At 72.5% G+C, this 25,137-nt stretch carries 21 protein-coding genes; 15 read left to right on the top strand and 6 right to left on the bottom strand.

Going from position 1 to position 25,137, the window contains the following annotated elements; translation table 11 throughout:
* Positions 1-208 precede the first annotated feature (208 nt).
* Positions 209-1,180: an N-acetylglucosamine kinase gene (locus tag AQJ54_RS23795; protein ID WP_062240793.1), complete on the top strand. Its 972-nt coding sequence runs from the start codon at positions 209-211 to the stop codon at positions 1,178-1,180.
* Between the two features lie 95 nt (positions 1,181-1,275).
* Entirely contained in the window at positions 1,276-2,199 is a 924-nt protein-coding gene (locus tag AQJ54_RS23800) for a sirohydrochlorin chelatase (RefSeq protein WP_063802974.1), read from the top strand.
* 162 nt (positions 2,200-2,361) lie between these two features.
* Here the strand turns inward: AQJ54_RS23800 and AQJ54_RS23805 are convergent, their stop codons facing one another.
* On the bottom strand, positions 2,362-3,393 hold the full coding sequence (locus tag AQJ54_RS23805; RefSeq protein ID WP_062240794.1) for a lactonase family protein: 1,032 nt from the start codon (positions 3,391-3,393) through the stop codon (positions 2,362-2,364).
* Positions 3,394-3,558: 165 nt separating this feature from the next.
* Entirely contained in the window at positions 3,559-5,046 is a 1,488-nt protein-coding gene (locus tag AQJ54_RS23810; RefSeq protein WP_062240797.1) for an FUSC family protein, read from the bottom strand.
* A gap of 245 nt (positions 5,047-5,291) precedes the next feature.
* Here AQJ54_RS23810 and AQJ54_RS23815 point away from each other — a divergent pair, with 245 nt between their 5' ends.
* Entirely contained in the window at positions 5,292-5,768 is a 477-nt protein-coding gene (locus tag AQJ54_RS23815) for an Lrp/AsnC family transcriptional regulator (protein ID WP_062026432.1), read from the top strand.
* A gap of 19 nt (positions 5,769-5,787) precedes the next feature.
* Complete coding sequence (locus AQJ54_RS23820) at positions 5,788-6,474, top strand: HAD family hydrolase (protein ID WP_062240798.1); 687 nt, start codon at positions 5,788-5,790, stop codon at positions 6,472-6,474.
* Between the two features lie 12 nt (positions 6,475-6,486).
* On the opposite strand, the gene AQJ54_RS23825 is transcribed toward AQJ54_RS23820, so the two are convergent.
* A complete protein-coding gene (locus tag AQJ54_RS23825) occupies positions 6,487-6,981 on the bottom strand; it encodes an FBP domain-containing protein (RefSeq protein WP_062240800.1) in 495 nt (164 codons plus the stop codon).
* Positions 6,982-7,051: 70 nt separating this feature from the next.
* Here AQJ54_RS23825 and AQJ54_RS23830 point away from each other — a divergent pair, with 70 nt between their 5' ends.
* Both AQJ54_RS23830 and AQJ54_RS23835 read left to right on the top strand, forming a co-directional pair.
* Complete coding sequence (locus AQJ54_RS23830) at positions 7,052-7,621, top strand: TetR/AcrR family transcriptional regulator (RefSeq protein ID WP_062240802.1); 570 nt, start codon at positions 7,052-7,054, stop codon at positions 7,619-7,621.
* A gap of 16 nt (positions 7,622-7,637) precedes the next feature.
* Positions 7,638-8,813: a GDSL-type esterase/lipase family protein gene (locus tag AQJ54_RS23835; RefSeq protein ID WP_062240804.1), complete on the top strand. Its 1,176-nt coding sequence runs from the start codon at positions 7,638-7,640 to the stop codon at positions 8,811-8,813.
* A 235-nt stretch (positions 8,814-9,048) separates the two neighbouring features.
* Here AQJ54_RS23835 and AQJ54_RS23840 read toward each other — a convergent pair whose 3' ends face one another.
* Complete coding sequence (locus tag AQJ54_RS23840; RefSeq protein ID WP_062240806.1) at positions 9,049-9,897, bottom strand: LysR substrate-binding domain-containing protein; 849 nt, start codon at positions 9,895-9,897, stop codon at positions 9,049-9,051.
* A gap of 58 nt (positions 9,898-9,955) precedes the next feature.
* Here AQJ54_RS23840 and AQJ54_RS23845 point away from each other — a divergent pair, with 58 nt between their 5' ends.
* Positions 9,956-10,339, top strand: coding sequence for a DUF5997 family protein (locus tag AQJ54_RS23845; protein ID WP_062026426.1), 384 nt, complete (start codon positions 9,956-9,958; stop codon positions 10,337-10,339).
* A gap of 86 nt (positions 10,340-10,425) precedes the next feature.
* Positions 10,426-12,597, top strand: a complete 2,172-nt coding sequence (locus AQJ54_RS23850) for a TerD family protein (RefSeq protein WP_062241312.1) — start codon at positions 10,426-10,428, stop codon at positions 12,595-12,597.
* A 233-nt stretch (positions 12,598-12,830) separates the two neighbouring features.
* Here the strand turns inward: AQJ54_RS23850 and AQJ54_RS23855 are convergent, their stop codons facing one another.
* Complete coding sequence (locus tag AQJ54_RS23855; protein ID WP_248845441.1) at positions 12,831-13,709, bottom strand: fructosamine kinase family protein; 879 nt, start codon at positions 13,707-13,709, stop codon at positions 12,831-12,833.
* A 169-nt stretch (positions 13,710-13,878) separates the two neighbouring features.
* Between AQJ54_RS23855 and AQJ54_RS23860 the strand changes: the two genes are divergently transcribed.
* Genes AQJ54_RS23860 through AQJ54_RS23880 form a run of 5 tightly spaced genes read left to right on the top strand, consistent with a single transcriptional unit; the run spans position 13,879 to position 19,239 of the window.
* Entirely contained in the window at positions 13,879-15,213 is a 1,335-nt protein-coding gene (locus AQJ54_RS23860) for a sugar ABC transporter substrate-binding protein (RefSeq protein WP_062240809.1), read from the top strand.
* Positions 15,210-16,115, top strand: coding sequence for a carbohydrate ABC transporter permease (locus tag AQJ54_RS23865; protein ID WP_062240811.1), 906 nt, complete (start codon positions 15,210-15,212; stop codon positions 16,113-16,115). The genes AQJ54_RS23860 and AQJ54_RS23865 overlap by 4 nt, the downstream gene beginning before the upstream one ends.
* Positions 16,112-17,056 carry a carbohydrate ABC transporter permease gene (locus AQJ54_RS23870; RefSeq protein ID WP_062240813.1) on the top strand — a complete coding sequence of 315 codons (945 nt, stop codon included), beginning with the start codon at positions 16,112-16,114 and terminating at the stop codon, positions 17,054-17,056. The genes AQJ54_RS23865 and AQJ54_RS23870 overlap by 4 nt, the downstream gene beginning before the upstream one ends.
* Positions 17,057-17,080: 24 nt before the next feature.
* Positions 17,081-17,989 (top strand): 5-dehydro-4-deoxyglucarate dehydratase, encoded by a 909-nt coding sequence (locus tag AQJ54_RS23875; RefSeq protein ID WP_062240815.1) that lies wholly within the window; start codon positions 17,081-17,083, stop codon positions 17,987-17,989.
* Positions 17,986-19,239 carry a glucarate dehydratase family protein gene (locus AQJ54_RS23880; protein ID WP_062240818.1) on the top strand — a complete coding sequence of 418 codons (1,254 nt, stop codon included), beginning with the start codon at positions 17,986-17,988 and terminating at the stop codon, positions 19,237-19,239. The genes AQJ54_RS23875 and AQJ54_RS23880 overlap by 4 nt, the downstream gene beginning before the upstream one ends.
* A gap of 52 nt (positions 19,240-19,291) precedes the next feature.
* Here AQJ54_RS23880 and AQJ54_RS23885 read toward each other — a convergent pair whose 3' ends face one another.
* A complete protein-coding gene (locus AQJ54_RS23885) occupies positions 19,292-23,284 on the bottom strand; it encodes an nSTAND1 domain-containing NTPase (RefSeq protein ID WP_062240820.1) in 3,993 nt (1,330 codons plus the stop codon).
* Between the two features lie 242 nt (positions 23,285-23,526).
* Here AQJ54_RS23885 and AQJ54_RS23890 point away from each other — a divergent pair, with 242 nt between their 5' ends.
* Both AQJ54_RS23890 and AQJ54_RS23895 read left to right on the top strand, forming a co-directional pair.
* Positions 23,527-23,991, top strand: coding sequence for a hypothetical protein (locus tag AQJ54_RS23890; protein WP_062240822.1), 465 nt, complete (start codon positions 23,527-23,529; stop codon positions 23,989-23,991).
* A 302-nt stretch (positions 23,992-24,293) separates the two neighbouring features.
* Positions 24,294-25,115: a hypothetical protein gene (locus AQJ54_RS23895; RefSeq protein WP_248845425.1), complete on the top strand. Its 822-nt coding sequence runs from the start codon at positions 24,294-24,296 to the stop codon at positions 25,113-25,115.
* The last annotated feature ends 22 nt before the right edge of the window (positions 25,116-25,137 follow it).

Consider the following 25,137-nt stretch of genomic DNA (forward strand, 5'->3'; position numbering starts at 1 on the left):
TTCCTCCTCTCACGCGGCCGACGGCTCACCGGGGCCGGCGGCTGATCGGGGCCGACGGCTCAACGGGGTCGGCGGCTCATCTGGGCCGGCGGCTATCGGGGCCACCAGCTCACCGGGACCGACAGCTCACCGGGGCCGACAGCTAAAAGCGCCGGCGGCTCCCGCGGCCGCCGGTTCACGCGGCCGCCGGCCAGGAAGGGGCGAGTTAGTGACGGAAGGGTTCCTGGCCGTCGACTCCGGCGGGTCCGGTCTGCGGGCCGTCGTGGGCGTCCCGGGGCGGGAGGCCACGGCCCCGCGGGAGTCCGGGGTACCGGTGCGGACTGGCCCGCTTGGGATCGATCCGGGGCATCTGATGGAGCAGCTCGTGCCCATGGTCCGGTCCCTGCTGCCCGAGGCGGGAGTGACCGCGCTCGGCACGGCCGTCGTCGGAGCGGCGGGAATGGCGACCCTGGGCGACGCCCTGCGGGCCGAGCTGCCCGCCGCGCTGGCCAGGGAGTTCGGGGTCCGGACCGTCGCGCTCGTCGCGGACGCGGTGACCGCCTACACCGGCGCCCTCGGCCCACACCCCGGCGCGGTGATCGCGGCCGGCACCGGCCTGATCGCGATCGGCACCGACCTCAAGGAATGGCGCCGCGCGGACGGTTGGGGCCATCTGCTGGGCGACTGCGGCGGTGGGGCGTGGATCGGGCGGGCCGGGCTGGAGGCCGCGCTGCGCGCCCACGACGGGCGGCCCGGCGGCTCCACGGCCCTGCTGGCGCTGGCCGAAGAGATGTTCGGTCCGGTGCGGGAACTGCCCGGCAAGCTCTACCCGCGGCCGGACCGGCCCGCCGTGCTCGCCTCCTTCGCACCCCAAGTGGCCGCCTGCGCCGACCGCGACCCAGTCGCGAGCGGCATCCTGCGCGAGGCGGCCCGGCACATCGCCGGGTCGGCGGCCGCGGTCTGCCCGACGGAGGGCGAACCGCGTGTCTGTCTCACCGGTGGCTTGTTCCGGACGGGTGCCGCACTCGTCGTACCGCTGGAGGAAGAGCTGAGGCGGCTGCTGCCGCACGCCCGGAACGTCCCCGCGGCGGGCGGGCCGTTGGAGGGATCGGTACAGATCGCCACAGAACTGGCGCGGGGTTCGTTCGCCCTGCCGAGTGACGAGTCGATGGTGTACCTGGTGACCCCAAAGAGGGGCTGAAGGGGACGTAACTCATCAGACAAAACCGGACGGATACCGCTCACCTGCACCCTCCCCGAACAGGGAAGCCCAGGAAACCAGTAACATGCGTCGCCATGAGCTCCCCCACTGGGCCCGCGTCCGGCCTGCCAGTACGAATGCCGCGACCTCGCCAGCCCGGGCGGCACCGCCGACCCGAGCCCCTGGCGGCTCCCGAGGGCGCGCCCGCGCTCGTCCTCGCGGTCCCGGGCACGCCCGGTGCCGCCACGCGCGGTCTCGCCGAGGAGGTCGTGAGCATCGCGCGCTCCGAGCTGCCCGGCCTCGACGCCCGGATCGGGTACCTCGACGGTGACGACTCGGAGTTCCCCACGCTCCAGGGCGTCCTGGTGCACGCCGCCGAAGAGCGCACGGCCCGTTACGAGCAGGCCAAGGCGGCCGGTGTGGACGTCAGGGAGCCCGAGGGCCCCGTCGCCGTCGTCGTGCCGCTGCTCGCCGGCCCGGACAACGCGCTGCTGCGCCGGATCCGCCAGGCCGTGATGGACAGCCGGATCGCGGCGGACCTCACGGATGTGCTGGGCCCGCACCCGCTGCTCGCCGAGGCGCTGCACGTGCGGCTGTCCGAGGCCGGGCTGGCCCGTGCCGACCGGGCCCGGCTGTTCACCGTGGCCACGGCCGCGGACGGCATCGTCCTGGCCGCCGTGGGCGGCGAGGAGGCCGTGCAGGCGGCTGGGATCACCGGCATGCTGCTCGCCGCGCGCCTCGCGGTGCCGGTGATGGCGGCGGCGCTCGACCAGGAGGGCTCGATCGCGTCCATCGCCGACCAGCTGCGCTCCTCCGGTTCGCAGCAGCTGGCGCTGGCGCCCTACCTGATAGGGCCGGAGATCGATCCCGCCGTGATCGAGGAGGCCGCCAAGGAGGCCGGCTGCTCCGCCGCCGACCCGCTCGGCCCCTACCCGGCGATCGGCAAGCTCGCCCTCGCCAAGTACACGACCGCGCTGGGCATCGCCCCGCAGCAGGCGCAGGGCGCGCCGGTGCGCTGACCGCACCGCCCCGCCCCTTGTGCCGAAAGGGACCACTCCAGCTGTCGGAGCGGTCCCTTCGGCATGTGTGCGGTTGGCCCGGCCCCGGGCGCAGCGGGCCGCCATGGGGCGAGCGGGCCGCCGTGGGGCGAGCGGGCCGCCGTGGGGCGAGCGGGCGCGGTGTCAGCCGAAGACCACGCAGGACGCGGCCGGTACCTCGATCGAGCCCTCGTAGCGGGGAAGGCCGGTGTCCGGGTCCACGGCGAACCAGGTCACCTCGCCGGAGCGCTCGTTGGCCACGTACAGGTATCCGCCGGACTCGGCGAGCGCCCGGGGCCAGTCGCCGCCGCAGAAGACCGTGCCGACCAGCCGCAGTTCGTCGCCCTCGACGGCGAACGTCGACAGGACGTCCTCGCCGCGGGTGGCGGTCCACACGAACCGGCCGTCGGGGGACGCGACCACGCCCGAGGGGTAGGCGTTGCCCGCCGGGGGTCCGGCCAGCACCCGCGTCTCGCTCAGGGGCCTCAACAGCCCTTCTTCGGCGTCCCAGCGACAGACGGTCAGGGTCGGTGTCAGCTCGTTGAGGACGTACGCGTGCCGGCCGCCGGGGTGGAAGGCCAGGTGGCGGGGGCCGGAGCCGGGGCGCAGGGCGATCTCGCGGTGGACGGCGAGGGTGCCGTCCGTCAGCGTGCACACCCGCACCGAGTCGGTGCCGAGGTCGACGGTGACGATCCACCGGCCGCTGGGGTCGGGCTGTACCTGGTGGGCGTGCGGGCCCTGCTGGCGGGGGGTGTGGGGACCCGCCCCGGTGTGCCGGAGCACGGCGGAGGGGGCGGCCTTCAGGGCGCCGTCCACGCGCAGGGGTACGACGGTGACGCTGCCGGAGCCGTAGTTGGCGGTGAGGACGTGCCCGGCGTGCACGGCGAGATGGGTGGGGCCGTTCCCGTCCACCGGCACCGGCGGGCCGGCCGGCTCGGGCCGCTCGCCGGTCACCCGGTACGCGGCCACCGCGCCCTCGGCCGTCTCGCTGACCGCGTACAGCACCTCGCGGTCGGCCGACAGGGCAAGGTACGACGGATCGGGGACGCCCTTCAGCGCTCCCAGGGTCTTCAGCGCCCCGGTGTCCGGGGACACGGTCGCCGTCACGATGCCGGGGCCCCCGGCCGCCGTGAACGACCCGATGTAGGCCCGCCGCCGCCCGCCGCCTTCTGCCACCGTGGTCCCCTCTCGGTCCTGTGCCGTCCGGGGCGACGGTAGCAGTCGATCACGACCGGTCTAGACCAGCAGCGGTCATCTTCACAAGTCGAGATCCTTAAGTCGAGACCAGCAGCGGCCACCTTCGCGGGTGCAGCGGACGAGCGGGCGCCCGGGGAGCCGGGGTCAGGCTCCGACCAGCCGTGAGCCCGACGGCGCCCGCAGGGGCGTGGCCAGTTCCGCGAGCGCCCTTTCCAGACCGTGGAGATGGGCCAGCGCGGGCTCCTCCGCGAGCGGGCGGTCCGTGACCGGGAGGTCTTTGCCGCCGGTGAGCGCCTCCACCGCGGCCTCCACCCGCCAGCACGCGGCGGCCAGCCGGGCGTCGTGCGAGGCCTCCGGGTCGGCGGCGACGGCGACCAGGCCGCGGATCTCCCGGGCGCAGTCGTCGAGGAGGGCGAGCACCCGCCGGGCGCGTCGCTTGCGGGCGGACATGGGGGTGAGGGGGTGCACCAGCGGGGCCACCGAGAGACGGACCCTGCCGAGCAGCTGCTCCAGTTCGGCCACCCGGCCGGCCGGGTCGGCGTCCGGCACGCCGGCCAGCCGGGCCGCCGCCTCGGCCGTGCAGGCGTGCACACAGCGCAGGGCGCGCTGGATCCAGGCGTCGGTGACGGCGTGGGTGGTGATCGGCAGCACGAAGAGCACCGCGAGGACGGCGCCGACCGCGCCGACGCCGGTCTCCGCGAGGCGCAGGGCCAGCAGACCGGGCTCCAGGACGCCGAGGAGGCCGTAGAGGAGCTCGGCGAGCAGGGTGACCCAGAGCATCATCCAGGTGTACGAGACGGCGGCCGTGTAGAAGATGCCGAAGACGCAGACGGCGACGAGTACGGCCGTCGGGGCCGGGGCCCCGTGCAGCGGTACGGCGACGAGCAGACCGAGTCCGATGCCGATCAGCGTGCCGAGGACCCGGCGGAAGCCGCGCACCAGGGTCTCGCCGCGCGAGGTGGTGTTCACGAAGATCCACCAGGTGGCGCCGACGGCCCAGTACCAGCGCTGCCCCGAGATCAACTGGCCGACCACGAGGGCGAAGCCCGCGCCGGCCGTGGCCTGGACGGCCTGGCGGGTGGTCGCGCGGGCCAGGCCGGTGCCGGCGGGCGGGGCGGGCACCGGCGCCGGGGGCAGTCGGCGCTCGTAGCACCACAGTCCGAAGCGGACCGCGGCCGCGGTGAGGACGGACAGCAGGACGGCGGCGTACAGCTCGGGCAGTTGCCCGGTGCCGGCGTGCAGGAACTGCGCCACGAAGAATGTCATGAACGCGAAGACCCCGAGGCTGTGCCCGCGCGGGCCCCAGCGGCGGGCGTGGACGCCGGCGCCGACGACGGCGAGGAAGGTGAGGTCGCGGGCGACGGGGTGGTCGTGCAGTGCGGCCGCCGCGGTGAGGACCGGCAGGCCGACGACGGGCAGCAGCGCGGTGGTGACCGCCTGGCCCCGCACGGTGGCGTCCGTGACGGTGAACAGGGCGAGCAGCGCGGCCAGGCCGCCGGCGACGGCACCGGTGAGGGAATGCCCCGCGAGACCGCACACGACGACCGCGCAGCCGATGCCGAGCACCGCTCGCGCGGCGAAGCGCAGCCGGACCCGTCCCGGGTCCGGAGCCATGAACACCCTCTTCAGCACGTACCGCCCCCTGGAACTCTCCGGAGACCGGCGCGGAGGAACTCTCCGGACACCGGCATGGAAAAGGCGCCGCGGGGATCCGCAGCGCCATCGACGGGCACATTGCAGCATCCTCACCGCTGTCGGCTCAAGCGGGGCCGAATATGCTGGGCCATTGGTACAGGAAGAGCGGTCCCGGGTCGTCCATCGGCGAGCCATCGGACCAGGCGGGCCATCGGACAAGTGAGCGCGGGAGGTCGTACGGCATGGCCGTGGACGAACTCGACACCCGGATCCTGCGACTGCTGCTGGAGCAGCCGCGGACGAGCGTGCGGGAGTACGCCCGGATTCTGGGCGTGGCCCGCGGGACCCTGCAGGCCCGGCTGGACCGCCTGGAGCGGGACGGGGTGATCACCGGGACGGGGCCCTCGCTGTCGGCCGCCGCGCTGGGGCATCCGGTGCTGGCGTTCGTGCACATCGAGGTGACGCAGGGGCGGCTGGACGACGTGGGGGACGCGCTGGCGGCGGTGCCGGAGATCGTGGAGGCGTTCTCGATCGCGGGCGGCGGGGATCTGCTGACGCGGGTCGTGGCCCGGGACAACGCGCATCTGGAGGACGTGATCCAGACGGTGATCAGCCTGCCGGGTGTGGTGCGGACGCGTACGGAGGTGGCGCTGCGGGAGCGGGTCGCGCACCGGCTGCTGCCGCTCGTGGAGTCGGTGGGGCGCGCGGCCCGGAATTGATCTTTGCCATCCTGGAGACATGAGCAGGCTCAGCGGCATCTCGGTCATCTTCGATCTCGACGGAACGCTCGTGGACAGCGAGCCGAACTACTACGAGGCGGGCCGGCAGCTCCTCGCGGAGCACGGTGTCCCGGAGTTCAGCCGGGCCGACCACGAGCGGTACGTGGGGATCAGTACGCGCGAGACGGTCGCGCGGTGGAAGTCGCGGTACGGACTGCGGGCGTCCGTGGCGGAGCTGCTCGCGGACAAGAACCGGCGGTATCTGGAGCTGGCCCGGGCCGCCACGCGCGTGTACCCCGAGATGCGGAGGTTCGTGGAGCTGCTGGCGGCCGAGGGCGTGCCGATGGCCGTCGCCTCGGGGTCGTCGCGGGAGGCCATCGAGGCGATTCTGGCCGGGACGGGCCTGGACGCGTATCTGCGGACGGTCGTCTCGGCCGACGAGGTCGCCCACGGCAAGCCCGCGCCGGACGTCTTCCTGGAGGCGGCCCGCCGGCTGGGTGCGGCCCCTGCCGACTGTGTGGTCCTGGAGGACGCGGCCCCGGGTGCGGCCGCCGCGCACGCGGCCGGAATGCGCTGCGTCGCGATCCCGTACGTCCCCGCCCAGGCCGACGCACCGGACTTCGCCCACGCCGGTCTCCTGCTGCGGGGAGGCCAGGAGGAGTTCACGGCGCGGGCGGCGTTCGCGTGGGTGACAGAGGTGTCCTGAACCTGAAAAGCCCTACGACCCCAGCACCTTGGCGACGAACGCGGTGAGGTTCGTGACCGTCCGCTGGACCTTCTCCTCCAGGGTGAGCGTCTCGTGCAGGCGCGCGCCCGCCCCCGCGTCCCGCTTCCCCCGCACGTACAGCGAACATGCCAGGTCGTCGCATATGTAGGCGCCGACCGAGTTGCCCTGCTGCCCGGCCTTGCCCGCCTTCGGGGCGACCATCAGCGAGACGCCCCCGCTGTGGGTGGTCAGGCACATCGAGCACATGCTCTTGCGCGTCTGCGAGAAGCCGCGCGCACCGGCCCGCAGTTGGACGGCTCTCGGGCGGCCGTCCAGCACGGTCACGAGGTAGGCGCGGTCGGGGGCCTGCGGATCGCGCCAGCCGAGGTAGTCGAGGTCCTCCCACGGCCGCTCGGCCAGATCGCGCGGCACGGCCAGCCGCTTGGCCTCGCCCTTCGTGCAGTTGACGAAGGCGGCACGGATCTCTTGTTCGGTCAGCGATTCCATAACCTCAAGCTAGTTTGCCTAAAAGCTTTAGGCAAACGCATAATCGGTTCTGGCGACTGGGAGGACGGCCATGGCACGAGTGGGGCTGACGACGGATCGACTGGTCCGGGCGGGCGCGGAGCTGGCCGACGAGGTGGGCTTCGAGCACGTGACCGTCTCGGAGCTGGCCCGGCGCTTCGACGTGAAGGTCGCGAGCCTGTACTCGCACGTCAAGAACTCCCAGGACCTGAAGACCCGGATCGCCCTGTTCGCCCTGGAGGAGCTCGCCGACCTCTCCGCCGACGCGGTGGCGGGGCGGGCCGGCAAGGACGCCCTGACCGCATACGCCGACGTCTACCGCGACTACGCCCTCACCCACCCCGGCCGGGCCGCGGCCACTCGGCTCAGGCTCGACCCCGAGACGGCGGCGGCCAGTGCGGGCGTACGGCACTCGCAGATGATGCGGGCGATCCTGCGCGGTTACGACCTGCCGGAATCCGACCGGACCCATGCCGTACGGCTGCTGGGCAGCACCTTCCACGGATACGCGAGCCTGGAGGGGGCAGGCGGGTTCAGCCACAGCTCACCCGACTCCGAGGAGTCCTGGAGACGCATCCTGGACGCCCTCGACACGCTGTTGCGCAACTGGCCCACCCGCTGACCGACAGGCTGAGGACATGCCCGACTGGATCACCACACCCGTCACCGCCGACCTGCTGCGCGGCGCCCTCGACGTGGAGCGGACCGAGCTCGGTGTGCTGCCGCACCGGCTGCCCGCACGGGCCCGCGCCCAGAACACCGACGAACAGCTGGCCATGGCCGAGTCCCAGCCCGCGGGGGTACGGCTGGTCTTCCGCACCCGGGCGACCGTGGTGAAGCTGGAGAGCCTGCCGACCAAGCGGACCTACGTGGGGGCCCCACCGCGGCCGCACGGCCTGTACGACCTGGTGGTCGACGGACGACCGGCCGGTCAGGGCAGCGTGCTCGACGGCAACGTCATCACCGTCGACATGACCGCGGGGACTTCCGAGCTGCGGCCGGGCCCGCCCGGGACCGTGCGGTTCGACGGGTTGTCCGGTGAGGTCAAGGACGTCGAGATATGGCTGCCGCACAACGAGACCACCGAGCTGATCGCCCTGCGCACCGACGCGCCCGTCGAACCGGCCCCTCCCGCCGACCGCCGGGTGTGGCTCCACCACGGCAGCTCCATCAGCCACGGCTCCGACGCGGCGAGCCCCTCACGGACCTGGCCCGCGGTCGCCGCGACGCTGGGCGGGGTGGAGCTGATCAACCTGGGCCTCGCGGGAAGCGCGCTGCTCGACCCGTTCACCGCGCGGGCGGTGCGGGACACCCCCGCCGACGTGATCAGCCTCAAGATCGGCATCAACATCGTCAACCATGACCTGATGCGGCTGCGGGCCTTCGGTCCGGCGGTCCACGGTTTCCTCGACACGGTCCGCGAGGGCCACCCGGACGCGCCCTTGCTGGTCGTCTCACCGATCCTGTGCCCGATCCACGAGGAGACGCCGGGGCCCTGCTTCCCGGACTTCAGCGAGATCGGGGAGGGGCGGTTCAGGTTCAGGACGATGGGCGATCCGGCGGAGCGCGCCACCGGGAAGCTGACCCTCCAGGTCATCCGCGAGGAACTGGCCCGGATCGTCAAGCAGCGGGCCGCCGAGGATCCGCACCTGCACTATCTGGACGGGCGTGAGCTGTACGGAGAGCCCGACGCGGCGGACCTCCCGCTCCCGGACGACCTCCATCCGGACGCGGCGACGCACCGGCTCATGGGGGAACGGTTCGCGGGGGCGGTTTTCGGGGCGGACGGGGTGTTCGGGGGCGAGGGCGACTGAGGGGGCGGCTTGAGGGGGCGGGCGGGAAGGCGGGAGGCGGTGGCGGCCGTCGGAGCCGGGGCCGCCGTGGCAGTCGTGGCCGCCGTCGAAGCCGTGGGCGGTCGCAGACGTGGCAGCCGTGGCCGCCATCGCGGCCGTGGGCGGTCGCAGCGTGGCACCGTGGCCGCCATCGCAGCCGTGGGCGGTCGCAGCGTGGCAGCCGGGGCCGCCACCGCAGCCGTAACGGCTGTGACGCCTATCCCCTGCGCTTGGGCTTGCCCCGTCGACCAGCCGCGCCGCCCTTGGCGCCGCCGGCCCTGCCGGACCCGCCGCCGGTTCCGCCGCCCGTTCCGCCGGACCTCCCGGAGCCTCCCCTGGCGCCCCTGGCCCCGCCGGAGGCTCCCCGCGCCGCGCCCTTCCCGGCGCCTCCTCCCGGCTTGCCGCCGCCCTTTCCGGCCGGTCCCTTCTTCGGTTCCTTCTCCGGTTTCGGCTGTGTCCGGCCCCGTGAGCTGTTCACCGTCCGGCCCCGGACGATGCCGATGAAGTCCTCGACCAGGTCCGTCGTGGCGTCCTCGGGCCAGGCGAGGGCGACGGCGGACTCCGGGGCGTCGGTGACGGGGCGGTAGGTGAGGTCGCGGCGGTGGTGGAGGCGGGCCAGGGACTGCGGGACGACGAGGACGCCGATGTTCGCCGCCACGAGCTCGATCGCGTCGGCCGTGGTGGCCGGACGTTCGAAGGCGGGTTCGCCGGGCGGTTGCTCCCAGCCGATGACGTCGTCGAGGGGATGGACGACGACCTCGTCGGTGAGGTCGTCCAGGGTGATCTCCTCGGCCGCGGTCACCACGTGGTCCTTGGGGACGACGACGACCGTGGTCTCGGTGTAGAGGGGGATCGCGCTGAACACCGTACGGTCGACCGGGAGTCGCACGAGCCCGGCGTCCGCGCGGCCGTCGCGCAACACGTCGGAGGCCTCGGAAGCCGTCACCTGGAGGAGCTCCAGGGGGATGTCCGGCAGACGCTCCTGCCAGATCCGCACCCACTTGGCGGGCGTCACCCCGGGGACGTACGCGAGCCGGAAGGACGGGGATGCTGGCGAGTCTGTCACGCGGCAAGGTTACCCACTGTGGTCGGACGTCTCGTGCGCGGCCGATAGTCTTGATGCCATGACGTCGCACCAGAACACCCAGACGATGAAGCCCGCGACCGCGGCGAAGAAGCTGGGTGTGTACCTCCCCGCCACCCCTGCCGAGTTCCAGGAGGGTGTCGTCTCGCGCGCCGAGCTGAACGAGCTCCAGACGAACCCGCCCCAGTGGCTCCAGGACCTGCGACGCAACGGCCCGCACCCCCGTCCCGTCGTCGCGGCCCGGCTGGGTGTCTCCATCGCCGGACTCGCCCGCGGCGGGATCACCGAGGCGCTCACCACCGAGCAGATCGAGGCGCTGCGCGAGGACGGCCCCGAGTGGCTGGAGAAGGAGCGCGCCACGCAGGCGGAGGTCCGCAAGGAGGCCGCCCGCCTGAAGGAGAAGAAGGCCCAGCAGCAGGACTAGCGTCTGCCCCTCGTCAGGGAGCACCCTCCGCGGGCCGCCGGAAAACTCCGATGCGCCCGGTCGAACACCTCTGCGACCATTCCGGCATGATCCACCGTCTGGAACGCCTGGTCATCCGGCACACCCTTCGCATCCCCGCCCCCGCGGGCCCCGCCGGGGCGGGTGAGGTCGCCGCGCGGCAGTTCGACGCCGCGCTGATGTCCGTCGGCTTCAAGCTGTCGGCCGACGCGTTGAGGACGCTGTCGGGGCTGTCCGAGGGCACGGTCGTCGACACCGCCGTGCGCACCCTGGCCACCGTCCGCGAGCTGGTCGGCGACCATGTGCGGCACAACGTCTACTTCGTCGACTTCCCGGCGAACGTCCCGGACACCTTCGAGTTCTGGACGCGCTGCCTGACCGAGGCGCTGGAGGACCGCAAGGCCCGGCCCGGCATCATCGCCCAGCTCCGCACCGGTGTGCTCAACCTGCTCACGCTGCCGTCGTACGGCTCCTACCAGCACACCTACGAGGAGATGCTGGCCGCGCACGACGAGCTGCTCGCGGCAGCCGGCGACCGGCTGACCGTCCTGCACCTGGGCGAGCCCCTGGAGGCCGAGGTCACCGCCCTGTACCTGGGGCTGGCCGGCAGCAGCACGCCACTGGGCGAGGAGCACCTGGCCGACCTCGGGGTGCTCGCCCGGCACTGCGCGGACGGCCCCCAGCCGGAGACGATCCCGGTGCGGGAGAACCGTGCCGTCATCAACGCGGCCCGGCTCAAGGCGGGTTCGGCTCCGCTCCTGGACACCGTGACCGATGTGCTGCGGCTGGCCTGCGCGGTGTCGGACGGGGACGTGAGCCTTCAGCAGCCGACCCGGTTCCGCACGATGTCCCGGCCGGTGCGCCGCGCCCTGCTCGCGGGGCTGGACGACGTCGTCGCCCGGGCTCCCGCCAAGCTCGCCGACGTCCTCGCGCACCGCGAAGCCTTCAAGCGGCTCGGCGAGCGTCTGCACCCGCACGAGTACCCGCGGTGGCCGCATGCCGCCGAGGTGTTCGCCGTCGCCCGGGGCGAGAAGAGGGCGTACTCCTTCGACGGCCGGGTGGAGGCGCTGTTCGAGGCCGGCGACGTCACCGGGGCCGTGGAGCTGCTCAAGTCCGCGCCGGGCAAGCTGTTCCGCGGGCTGGACCGGCTGCTGCGTTCCGCCGCCGGCCAGGAGGAGCGGGACGCCGTGGTGGCCGCCGTCGAGGAGGTCGCACCGGAGGTCTCCGGACGGGTCGTGCTGTCGGTGCGCGAGTACCTGCACAACCGGGCCGAGGAGACGGGCCGCAAGCGGGTGTTCGTCAACCGGGGCGGGCGCGCCCATGTCACCGACGACGCGCGTCCGGCCGTACCGGAGGACGAGCGCAAGCGACTGATCGCGGTGCTCGACGCGGAGACGGCGCGTCGACTCCCGTCTCCTGAGCGGCTGTTGGTGGATCCCGATGTCCTCGGGGTGGCGCTTCCGCTCAGCGGGCGGGCGACCGCGGCCGGGCTCGGTATGCGGCCGAGGGGGTCCGTCTCGCGGGTCGACGGGGAGCTGCTGCGGTTCTTCGTGTACTGGAAGCAGAAGCAGCGCGTGACCGACTACGACCTGTCGGCGCTGCTGCTGGACGCGGAGTACGACACGGTGTCGTGGCTGTCGTACACCAATCTCCGCGCGGTGGAGGGCGAGCACTCCGGTGACATCACCAACGCCCCGGACGGCGCCTCGGAGTTCATCAACCTGCGGCTCGGGGCAGTGCAGGGCACGTATGTCGTCCCGCAGGTCAACATCTACTCCGGGGAGCAGTTCGAGGAGGCCGAGGAGTCGTTCTTCGGGTTCATGCTGCGTGAGGGCGAGCAGAAGGGGCGGCCCTTCGAGCCCCGGACCGTGCGCATGAAGTCGGAGCTGCGCGGTCCTGGCCGGGTGGCGCTGCCGCTGGCGTTCCGGCGTGCGGAGGACGGGAGTTGGCACGCCAAGTGGCTGCACCTGTACCTGAAAGGGCATCCGGCGCACAACCGCGTCGAGGGCAACCAGGTGTCGGTGGCGAACCTGCTGCGCGGCATCGTCGAGCGCGAGCAGCTCACGGTCGGGTATCTGACCGGGCTGATGGCGAACGGCGGTACGGACGTGGCGACTTGGGACGCCGCGGCGGTGCCCGACGAGCCGGTGACCTACATCGGTCTGGAGCGGCCGGAGGGTCTGCACCCGGACTCGGTGGTCATCACCCCGGAAAATCTGCGCGACTTGATCCCCGAGTGACTGTTAGCGTTACGCCTGGCGAGGCCATGGAAGGGCTTCCTTCTCACTGCGATGAGACCCCATGGGGCTCGGATTTCAGTCCTTCCGCTTTCCTCGCCCTCGATGTGACGTTCGCGGTGAGGCCATGAGGGGGCTTCCTTCTCACCGGTCTCGAAAACCGGCCTTGCAATGGCCCCAGCTCCTTCGCTCTCCTCACCGCGACGTCACGGGCCCAGGCGGTCCCGGACGGTGTCTCACCGTTCCAGGGCCGCCTTCGCCGCGCTGAGCGCCTGCTCCGCGTATCCGCGCCCGAACAGCACGGCGTGCACCAACAGCGGGAAGAGCTGGTGCAGTCCGATGCGGTCCCGCCAGCCGTCGGCGAGCGGGGCGGCCCGCTCGTAGCCGCGCAGCACCTCGTCCAGGTGCGGGCAGCCGAACAGGTGGAGCATCGCCAGGTCGGTCTCGCGGTGACCGCCGTGCGCGGCGGGGTCGATCAGCCAGGCGTGACCGTCGGCGCCCCAGAGGACGTTGCCGTTCCAGAGGTCGCCGTGGAGTCGGGCGGGCGGCTCGGCGGGGCCCGCGAGGTCGGGCAGCCGCTCGCAGAGCCGTTCGATCACCGGCGCCTCCCCCGAGGCGATGGTGCCGTCGTCCACGGCGCTCCGCAGGTACGGCAGCACGCGGTGCTCGGCGTACCACTCGGGCCAGTCGGCGCCCTCGACGTTCCGCATCGGCGCCCGCCCGATGTACGCCTCCCGCGGGCCGCCGGGCGGCGGCGAGCCGAAGGCGGGGGCACCGGCCGTGTGCAGGGCGGCTAGCGCGTGTCCCAGGTCGGCCGCCGCGTCCCGGCCCGGCCGGCCCCGGGGTACCAGATCCGTGACCAGCCACCGGTCGTCATGGCCGTGCACGACGGGCACCCGGACCGGCACGGCCCCGGTCCCCGCCCTTCCCAGCCAGCGCAGACCCGCCGCCTCGGCCGCCGCTTCACCGGGCGCCTCACCCCGCTTGACCATCAGCGTCCGGCCGTCGTCGAGGGTGACTTCGGTCAGCGCGCCGGACACCGGCCGCTCCCCGGTCGCCGTCCGGCCGGTGAGTCGCGCCGCCGCCGCACTCGGGCCGTCACCGTCGTCGTACACCTGAACCTCTCTCGTCAGCACAGCCCCCATGGTGCCCGAGGGGCTCCTGCACAGCCTCTGTGAAGACTCCCCGCCATGTCTTGACATGCAGAAAGCGCAATCCGTAGCTTGGCCGATCATTTAGATCCGTGAAGGACGTTCACGGATATGAACTGAGCGGAGAGTGTCCATGGGCGATCGCCGACGACGACGCCGCCTGGCCGCGACGGCCGCCGCCGCGGGACTGATGTTCGGAGCGGCTGCCTGTGGCTCCGGCTCCGACGCCGCGGGCAGCAGCGATCCGAACACGCTGGAAGTGTGGACCCGGAGCAATCCGGACGACGCCGCCACCTATGACCGGGTCTTCGCCGCCTTCACCAAGAAGACCGGCATCAGGATCGACTACCAGCCGGTCATCACCTTCGACCAGCAGCTCCAGAGCCGGGCGTCCACCAAGGACCTGCCGGACGTGATGATCAACGACACGGCACTCATGGGCAGTTACCAGAGCCAGGGGCTGCTCAAGCCGATCGACCCGCACTCGCTCGCGGGCGGCGACCAGATCACCGCGAAGTCCTGGTCCTCCACGGTGGGCGTCGACGGGAAGCACTACGGCATCCCGTACTCCCGTCAGGCCCAGACCCTCATGATCCGCAAGGACTGGCTGAAGAAGCTGGGGCTCAAGGCGCCCACGACCTGGCAGGAGATGCTCTCCGTCGCGAAGGCCTTCGCCACCGAGGACCCCGACGGCGACGGCAAGGCCGACACCTACGGCATCGTCGCCCCGGCCAGCGCCCAGAACGGCTACGCGGCCATGTGGGGTTCGAGCTTCCTGTGGCAGGGCGGCGCGCAGATCATCAAGCCCGACGGCAAGGGCAAGTACTCCCCTGCCATGGACTCGGCCGCCGCGGTCAACACCGTGACGTGGATGAAGGACAACCTCTTCTGCGGCGCCAAGGGGATCGTCCAGCCCGGCGCGATCACCGCCGTCACGGGAACCGCCACCAACTTCCAGGACGGCAACGCCGGGATGTACCTGACCGGGCCGTACAACATCACCACCTACGACACCACGCCCGGCAGGAAGACGTACGAGGTCGTCCCCGCCCCCGCGGGCCCGGCCGGCGGCGATGTACTGGCCGACGGCGAGAACGTCTACCTCGGCGCGAGGACCGGCAAGGACCGCCAGGAGCTGGCACTGGCCGCGTTCCTCGTCTCGCCGGAGGGCCAGCGGATCGCCATGACCAGCGTGGACGGCCACCAGCCGGTCGTCCGCATCCCGGTCAACTCGACCCTGGACGCGGCCGAGGTCCGGCACGACCCCCGCTGGAGCGTCGTGCAGAAGGCCTACGAGACCGCCTCCGAGCAGTTCCCGAACGCGCCGGACTTCGCGCCCATCAAGCAGGACACCGCCGACGCCCTCAACTCGATCTTCACGTACTGCGGCGGTGACGTCCGCTCCCAGCTCAAGGAACTGAACGACACCCTCGCCGGTGACCTCAAGGACCAGGACCTGCTGAAATGACCGCGACCGCACCCGCCCTCACCGCGCGCAGGGCCTTCCGCAAGAAGGCCGTCGTCCCCTGGCTGTTCCTGGCCCCGGGTCTGCTGCTCGCGCTCGTCTTCAAGTTCTGGCCGATGGCCAAGGGCATCTGGCTCAGCTTCTTCGACGTGCGGCCCTTCCTCGGCGACCGGTGGATCGGCCTCGACAACTACACCCGGGTCCTGACCGACCACCGCTTCCAGGAGGCCATCGGGCACACCCTGGTCCTGGGGATCGGGCAGTCGGTCGGCGCGATCGTGGTCGGCTTCGCTCTCGCGCTGCTGCTGGAGGGCCAGGCCCGCTCGCTGAAGATCCTGCGGACGGCGGTGTTCCTGCCCGCGGTCACCGCGACCGCCGTCGTCGGTGAGCTGTGGCGGCTGATGTACTACCCGACCTCGGACGGCCTGATCAACAGCGGTCTGCACTTCTTCGGCCTCGGGACCGTGCAGTTCCTCGACAACCCGAACATCGCGCTCTACTCGACGATGGCGATGGGCATCTGGATCTGGGCCCCGTACAACATGGTGATCTTCCTGGCCGGTCTCGCGGGCGTGGACCGCTCGCTGTACGAGGCGGCGGCGATGGACGGCGTCTCGCTGGGGCAGCGGCTGCGGTACGTGACGCTCCCCGCGATCCGTCCCGCGCTGATGATCGTGCTCACCCTCGCCACCATCCGCGGTCTGCGTGTCTTCACCGAGGTCTACGTCCTCACCGGAGGCGGTCCCGCCGGGTCGACCGAGGTGTGGATGACCCGGGCCTACACCCTGGGCTTCACCCGCAACGACATCGGCGGCGCCTCGGCGGCCTCGGTCGTGCTGCTGTGCGTGACGCTCCTGCTCACCGTCGTCGTCAACCACCTCCGCACGAGGGGAGAAGCGCGATGAGCGCCCCCGTCATCGACTCCGTCCGGCCGGCGGCACCTGACACCCCGGCCGGGCGGACCACCAAGGACCAGCGGACCACCCCGGCCCGCTTCGACACCGCGCTCGGCTGGAACGACAAGCCCGGGCTCGCCTGGGGCCTGCGCGTCCTGCTCTGCCTGATCGCCCTCGCGGTGTTCGCGGCGCCCTTCCTGACGATCTTCTCCGGCGCCTTCACCACCCACCCGAGCGGCTCCTCGCTGTCGTTCCTGCCGCACGACACCACCCTGTCGAACTTCAGGGTGGCGGCCGCCCAGGGCATGTGGGACTACCTCGGCAACTCGCTGGTCATCGCGGGCGGCGGGCTGCTGCTCCAACTCGTGGTGTGCACCCTGGCGGCGTACGCGCTGGCGCGGCACCGGTTCCGCGGGCAGGCGCTGATCATGATGCTGTTCATGATGACGCTGATGCTGCCCGAGGAGGTCATCGCGATCCCGCTGTCGCTGGTCCTCGGCGACGTGCCGGTCCTGCACCTGGACCTCAAGGGCACGGTGTGGGGCGTCATCCTGCCGCTGGGCGCCTGGGGCTTCTCGGTGATGATGCTGACCGAGTTCATGCGGGACATCCCCGACGAGATCGAGGAGGCGGCCCGTCTGGACGGCGTCGGCGAGCTGCGGATGCTGTGGCAGATCGTCCTGCCGCTGTGCAGGCCCGCGCTCGGCGTGGCCGGTGTGCTCGGCTTCATCATGATCTGGGACCAGTACCTGCTGCCCCTGATCGCCGCCAAGGACCCCACCGACTACACGGTCACCGTCGCCCTGGCCACCCTGCGCACCGACCCCGTGGTCGGCTCGGGTGTGGTGCTGGCCGGTGCGGTCATCGCCCTGATCCCCAGCCTGATCGTCTATCTGCTCCTCCAGCGCTCGCTGGTCACCGGCATCGCCGCCGGTGCCACCAAGGGCTGAGACCACCGTAGTTGCGAGGGAGACATGAAGTTCCAAGGAGTGCTGTTCTTCCCGGTGACGCCGTTCGCCGCGGACGGCTCGCTGGACGAGGAACGCCTCGCCCGGCACATCGAGAACGGCGTCGCGGCCGGTGCGGGCGGTGTGTTCGTCGCCTGCGGCACCGGTGAGTTCCACGCCCTGACCTCGGACGAGGTGGAGCGGGCGACCCGGGTCGCGGTGGAGACGACCGCCGGCCGCATGCCGGTCCTCGCCGCCGCGGGCGGCCCCACGCCGGTCGCCCGCGACCAGGCCGCCCGCGTGGCCCGCGCGGGCGCCGACGGCCTGCTGCTGCTCCCGCCGTACCTGGTGACGGCTCCGCAGCAGGGCCTGGTGCGCTACGTCGAGGAGGTCACCGCCGCGAGCGACCTGCCGGTGGTCTTCTACCAGCGCGGCACCGCCCGCCTCACCCCGGAGACCGCTGCCGGGATCGCCGCGCTGCCCAAGGTGGTCGGCATCAAGGACGGCCTCGGCGACATCGAGCACATGCACCGCGTCGTGCGCGCGGTGCGGGCCGTACCGGGCACGGAGGACTTCGAGTTCTTCAACGGCCTGCCGACGGCGGAGATGACGGCGCCCGCCTACCAGGGCATCGGCGTGTCCCTGTACTCCTCCGCCGTGTTCGCCTTCGCGCCCGAGATCGCCCTCGCCTTCCACCGGGCGCTCGCCGCGGGCGACCGACCGCTCGTGGACACGCTCCTCGACGAGTTCTACGGCCCCCTCGTCCGGCTCCGCGACGAAGTACCGGGCTACGCCGTGGCGTTGGTCAAGTCGGGAGTGGCCCTGCGTGGCCTGGACGTGGGTGGCGTACGGGCACCCCTCGTCGATCCGGGCCCCGAGCACATCGCGCGGCTGGCGAAGCTGATCGACCGTGGACTGGAGGTGGTCGGCGCATGAGCGACCCGACCCGTATCAAAGAGCTGATCGTCACTCCCATCGCCTTCCGGGACCCGCCCCTGCTCAACTCCAACGGCGTGCACGAACCCCTCGCCCTGCGGATCATCCTGCAACTCGTCCTGGAGGACGGCACGGTGGGTCTGGGCGAGTCCCCCGGCGGGGTGGCCCGCCTGGAACGACTCGAGGCAGCGGCGAAGGTCGTCGTGGGCATGGACGTCTTCGACGCGACGGTCGTCTCGGCCGCGATCGACGCCAACTTGATGCCGACCGTGCCCTCCTCGCACGAGCGGGGCTGGACCACCTCGGCCGTGGAGGTGGCCTGTCTCGACGCGCAGGGCAAGCTGCTCGGCCGCCCGGTCAGCGATCTGCTGGGCGGCCGGGTCCGGGACTCGGTGCCGTTCGCCGCGTACCTCTTCTACAAGTGGGCCGAGCACCCCGCGCTCGACGGCCGCGCCGCCGTGGCGGACGAGTGGGGCGAGGCCCTGGACCCGGCGGGCATCGTCGAGCAGGCCCGGCTCATGCAGGAGCGGTACGGCTTCAGGTCGTTCAAGCTGAAGGGCGGTGTGTTCCCGCCGGACGAGGAGATCGCCGCGATCCGGGCGCTCGCGGAGGCCTTCCCCGGACAGCCGCTGCGCCTGGATCCGAACGTGGCGTGGACGGTGGAGACGTCGACGTACGTGGCGCGTGAACTCGACGGTGTCCTGGAGTACTTGGAGGACCCGACCAAGGGCATCGAGGGCATGGCGGCGGTGGCGAAGGACGCGCCGATGCCGCTGGGCACCAACATGTGCGTCATCGCCTGGGAGCATCTGCGGCCGGCGGTCGAACAGAACGCGATCCAGGTGCTGCTGACGGACCACCACTACTGGGGCGGACTGCGCCGCACCCGCGAACTGGCCGCCGTCTGCGAGGCGTTCGGCCTGGCCCTGTCGATGCACTCCAACTCGCACCTCGGCATCAGCCTCGCCGCCATGACCCATGTCGCGGCGGCGATCCCGAACCTCGACCACTCCTGCGACACGCACTACCCGTGGAACCACGCCGACGACGTGATCCGCCCGGGCGTCCTGGAGTTCCGCGACGGCGAGGTCGAGGTCCCGACCGGCCCCGGCCTCGGCGTGGAGCTCGACCATGAGGTGCTGGAGCGGCTGCACCGCCTCTACGTCGACTCCGGGGTGCGCAGCCGGGACGACACCGGATACATGCGCCGTTTCCGGCCCGACTACGAACTCCGGCTTCCCCGCTGGTGAGTTGCCCACGCAGGGAGAGGGCGCCCGGGTGACTGCGGGCGCCCTCTCCCGCTCAGTTCTCCTCCCGGCAGCGTTCCACGGGCAGGTCCGTGACGAGCTGCTGCCAGCGGGGGCCGTCCTGGGCGCGGGTCAGTCTGCACACCTCGGCGGCCCGGTCGCGGACGTCGGGGTTCCAGAGCCGTACCGTGCCGTCGACACCGCTGCTGGCGAGGGTCCGCCCGCCGGGGGCGAAGGCCACACCCCACACCGCGTTGGTATGACCGGTGAGCGTGGCCACCGGCTCTCGCACCCGCGTGTCCCACAGCCGTACGGTGCCGTCGTGACCGCTGCTGGCCAGTGTCCGCCCGTGCGGGGCGAAGGCGAGTCCGCGGACCGAGCCGGTGTGCCCGGTGAGCGTGGCCATGGCCCGGTGCCCTGCGGGGTCCCACAGCCGCACGGTGCCGTCGTTGCCGCTGCTGGCCAGCGTCCGCCCGTCCGGGGCGAACGCCACGGCGCGTACGGCGCCGGTGTGTCCGCCGAGTGTGGCGAGCGGCTGCCGGCGGGCCACGTCCCACAGCCGCACGGTCAGGTCGTCGCTCGCGCTCGCGAGGGTATGGCCGTCGGGGCTGAAGGCCACCGCGTTCACGAAGTCGGTGTGTCCGAGAAGGGTGGCCAGCGGCTTGCCCCGGGCCACGTCCCACAGGCGGACCGTGCCGTCGAGGCCGGCGGACGCGAGAGTGCGTCCGTCGGGGGCGAAGGCCACCGAGAACACCGCGCCCGCATGCCCCCGCAGCACCGCGAGCTGCCGACGCCCGGCCACGTCCCACAACCGCACCGTGCCGCCGGAGCCGGCCGAGGCCAGCGTGCGTCCGTCGGGGGCGAAGGCCACCGAGAACACCGCGCCCGCATGCCCCCGCAGCACCGCCAGCTGCCGACGCCCGGCCACGTCCCACAACCGCACCGTGTGATCCGCGTCGGCGGCGGCCAGGGTCCTCCCGTCCGGGCTGAACGCGGCTTGCCAGACCTCCGTGAACGGCCGGGCCGTCAGTGCCGAGCGGCTCAGGTCCCACAGCACCACGGACTCGTCGAACCCGGCCGTGGCCAGCAGCGTGCCGCCGGGACCCGCCGCCACCCCGAGGACGTAGTCGGTGTGCCCAGACAGGACGGTCGTGATCCGGTGCCCGCGGACGTCCCACAGACGCACGGCGCCGTCCCCGGCCGCGCCGATCACCGTGGTCGAGTCGGGGGTGAAGGCGACCGCGTTCACGTCGTCGCTGGGCCCGGTCAGCGCGGCGGTGCTCCGCAGCCGTGCGCGGTTCCACAGCCGTACGACACGATCGGCGCCGCCCGAGGCGAGGGTGCGGCCGTCGGGGGCGAACGCCACACCCAGGACCTCGGCGGTGTGCCCGGCGAGGACGGCCAGGGGCCGGTGCCGGACGGTGTCCCACAGCCGCACGGTGTGGTCGGAGCCACCCGAGGCGAGGGTCCGTCCGTCGGGGCTGTACGCCAGGGCGTTGACGGCGTCCCGGTGTCCCCTGAAGGTGGCGACCCGGTCATGGGCACCACCGGCCCGCCACAGGATGATCGTGCCGCCGGACTCCGCCGATGCCAGGGTCCGCCCGTCGGGGGCGTAGGCGACGGCCCGCACCGGAGTGTCCGTGGTGAGAGTGGCGACGACCCGGCGCGTGGCAACGTCCCACACCCGAACGGTCCCGCCCTCAGCTCCCACGACCCCCGCAGCCAGCGTGCGCCCGTCGGGACTGAAGGCCACCGAGCGCACTTTGCCGGGCGCGGTCAGGACCGCGGTCCGCCGGCGTTCGGCGGTCCGCCAGAGCCTGACCGTCCCGTCACTGCTCCCGCTCGCGAGAAGACCGCCGCCGGGAGCGAAGGCGACGGAGTTGACGGGCCCCACGTGCCCGGTCAACCGGCCTGCGAAGTACTGCGCCTGGGTGCTGAGCAGGGCGCCGCGGGCCTCCGTGGTCGGTTCGGTGGCGTAGGCCTCGGCGGCGAGCAGCAGGGCGGCCTCCGGCTGGGCGCTCGCCATCGCGGTGGACCGCACGGCCAGAGACTGGGACAGCGTGACCCGGCTCTGCCGCAGGGCCTCGGACCGCTGCTGGTAAGCGAGTCCGCCTGCGGTCACGGCCAGGCCCAGCAGAGCCGCGAGCACGGCCAGCAGGCGGCGCTGCCGACGCGCCTGACGCCGGTCGGCGTGCTGCCTCCGGAGTTCCTCGGCTCGGCTCGCCTCGTAGAACTCCGCCTCCCTGGGGCCCAGTTCGGCCCGGTCCGCGACCTCCCGTGCCCACTCCGCGACGGTGGCGAGCCGGGGCCCCCGGTAGAGCAGGGAGGGGTCGCGTCCTTCGCGCTCCCATTCGGCCGCCGCGTCGGCGAGTTGCTGCCGGATGAGCAGTCCGGCCCGGTCCGCATGGATCCAGCCGCGCAGTCTGGGCCAGACGTGCAGCAGCGCCTCGTGCGTGATCTCGACGGTGTCCCGGTCCACGGTGATCAGCCGGGCCCGCACGAAGGCGTCGAGGGCCGCGGCCGCCGCCGCGGGGTCGGGGAGCTGGTCCAGCAGCACGGCGCGGTCGAGTCTGCGACGGGTCTCCTCGCTGCCGTCACCGAGCTGGACCAGTCGCACCAGGGCCTGGCGGATCATGGTCTGTTCGGCGGGGTAGAGGCGGGCGAAGCCGGTCTCCGCGGTCCTCGCGACGGCGCCCTGGATGCCGCCGCTCAGCTCGTAGTCCGTGATGGTCAGGGTCCGCCCGTCGCCGCGCTGCCAGGTGGCCATCAGCGCGTGGGAGAGCAGGGGGAGGGCGCCCGGCGGGGCGGGTGCGGACTCGTCGTGGTCGGGCGGTCCGTCCGCCGGCCGCGGTGGGTGCGGTGCGTCCAGCGCGTGCAGTGGGTGCGGGTGTGGTGGGTGCGGTGCGTCCAGCGCGTGCAGTGGGTGCGGTTCGGCGGTCGGGTCCGAGCGCAGTCCCACGTCCCGCAGCAGCAGGGGGACGAGACCGGGCGCGAGTTCGAGGCCGGCCTGCCGGGCGGGGCGGGTGATCGCCTCGCGCAGTTCCCGTACGGTCATCGGCCGCAGCACGAAGAGCCCCGCGGCGAACACCGCGGCGAGTTCGGGATGGTCGAGGCAGCGACCGGTGAAGTCGGCCCGCATTCCGATGACCACGGCGGACGGAGCCACTCCCGGCTCGGCGCTCTCCCCCTGAATCGACGTCGACAGGGCGCACAACGCCCTAATGAAGGCACGCCGTTCGCCCTCGTCGGCGCAGAGCGTGAAGACCTCCTCGAACTGGTCCACCAGCAACACCAGTCGGCTGGGCGGCGGTTCACGCTCGGCCGGGGCCAGGTCCTCGCCATCGGCTCGGCGCCTCGCCCGAACTATCGCCGTGGACAGCCGGGACGGGTCCTCGCGGAGTTCGTCGGCCGTGACGGGCAGGTCCAGGCCCAGTGTCGCGGAGGTGCGGGACAGGAGTTCGTCGAGCGGGCGGGCCGTCGGGGTGAGGGCCACGACCGGCCAGTCACGTGACCCCGCCATCGGCAGCGCGCCGTTCCGCAAGGCGGGCACGAGTCCGGCGTTGAGCAGCGAGGACTTGCCCGCCCCTGACGGCGCCACGAGCAACAGCGGTCCGCTGCCCACGCGTTCGAAGAGCCGGTCGACCAGTGCGGCGGTCGTCCGTTCCCGCCCGAAGAACCAGCGGGCGTCCTGTGCGGTGAAGGCGGCCAGGCCACGGTAGGGGCACTCCCGCTCCGGCTCTCCGGACCGGCCGGGCCTCTCCCCGGTGCGGGCCGGTGTCAGCAGCCGCAGGAGAGCGCCACCCGCTTGCAGCGCCTCGTCGCAACGGCGCCCCACATCCTCCGTGGCCGGCTTGGAACCGTTCTCGATCTTGCTGAGATATCCCTTGCTGTAGTGCACCCGCTGAGCGAGCGCGGTGAGCGACAGCCCTCTTTGCTGCCGCAGCCGTCTCAGCTCGGAAGGAAAGTCCGGCGGCGCACCACCGGAACCCCCTTTTTCGGTCCCACCGTCCGCCGCCCTGTCCCCGGTCGTGTGCGGGTTCTCGACCACGCCACCTCCCCCGCGGCGGCCCGTGTCCCCCCGTCGGTCACGTCTCGCACCGCCGCCCCAACTCCACGCTACAGGCGGGCCAGTTGGGGCCCCGGCGGCGATCAGAGGCAGGTGTTTCCCTGTTTCCCGTTGCCGGTGGTCGACGGGAAACGTCTCGACGTGCCCATGAGCTGGGCCGAAAGCTCGGAACCCGGGTCGGTTACCCAGCCGGCTCCTGAACAGGATCTTCCAGGGAGTGAACCATGAGGACCCGTACTCTTTCGGCCGTTGTCGCGGGATCGGCCACCGCCGCGCTCCTGCTGACCGGCGTCGGCACGGCCACGGCCGCCCCGGCCAAGTCGGACCAGCACCGCAAGACCTCCGCGCCCGCCACGGCCAAGGCCGCGGCCGCTCCGGCCAGGGCGGCGTGGGACGGATACATCTACCTGTACTACAGCGCCGCGGCCAACAGCGCCTGGCGGGCCTATTACGGCCCCACCACGGACTTCGGCTCCGACACCTTCAACAACGGCGTCGACGGCTACGGCCAGCGCGTGAAGAACAACGTCAACCGGGCGTTCAACAACGACCAGCACTGGGCTGCGAACATTTGGTACAACGAGAACTACCAGGGCGCGGTGGACACCTTCTTTCCGGGCGAGGCACGCCAGTTGAAGGTCGGGGTGCGCAACGACAACGCCTCGCTGAACTGGACGTACGTGGGCTGACCTCGACGCACCCTGTGGCGGGCCGGGAAGACCTCTCCCGGCCCGCCACAGTCGGCCGTCGTCGCACCAACCACCCTCATCTGTCCGCCCCAAGAGGGGATACGTCCATGCGCCCATCGTCAACGGCCCTCGGCGGCGCGGCTGTTCGATCCGCCGCGCTGCTCAGTGTCCTGGCCTGTCTCGTCGCCGTCACCGGTTGTTCGGACGGGACCGCGAGCCCGCGACCCCGCGCGTCCGCGCACGGCACGACACACCAGGGCACCGATGTCGCCAGGGGAACTCCGCCTGTGGCAGGAGTCCCGGTGATCCTCGGGGTGAAGTCCCTGGTCCTGCCGATCGAGCCCTATCTGGTCACCGACCGCCAGATGTCCGCCGTCCTGCGCGCCCGGGAGGAACTGGTGGCCCCCTGCATGCGCCGGTTCGGCTTCGCGTGGCCGGACCCCGGCCCGGGCACGGGCGACAGCGGGGGCATGCCCTCGGGCATGAAGAACGCGGCCAACATGGATCGCCGGTACGGCATCACGGATCCCGCGCTCGCGGCCCGCCACGGGTACCACTTCGCACCTGACGCCGGGCAGCGCACCACCAAGGAGCCCCCCGCCACCCGGCCCGACGCCGACGCGCTGGCCGTCCTGACGGGACGCACCGGCGACGGCACACCGGCCCCGAGCCGCTATCACGGCCTGGCGGTACCGGAGGGGGGTTGTCAGGGCCAGGCGACCGCCCGGCTGACCGGTGGCCGGCCGCTCGGCAACGACCCGCTGGCCGGCGAGATCAACATCGTCAGCTACCAGAAGTCGCGGGCCGACCCTCGCGTCAAAGCGGTCTTCCGCGCATGGTCGGCCTGTATGCGGAAACGGGGATACTCCTACGCGGCCCCCACCGACGCTCCCGGCAAGGACCCCCGGTTCACCGGCCCCGCGCCGACCCGACAGGAGATCGCCCTGGCCGAGGCGGACGTGGCGTGCAAGCGCCAGACCAACGTGATCGGCGTCTGGTTCACCGTGGACACCGCCTACCAGCGGCGGATGATGGCCACGAAGGGGCCGGAACTCGCTCACGCGAAGGACGCCGTCCGCATCCAGACGGCGAACGCTGCCCGCGTCCTGAACGGCGACCGCTGAGCTCCCCGTTGGCTGTGTGGCC

The organism is Streptomyces griseorubiginosus (assembly GCF_001514195.1).
In the GTDB taxonomy this organism is placed as follows: domain Bacteria; phylum Actinomycetota; class Actinomycetes; order Streptomycetales; family Streptomycetaceae; genus Streptomyces; species Streptomyces griseorubiginosus.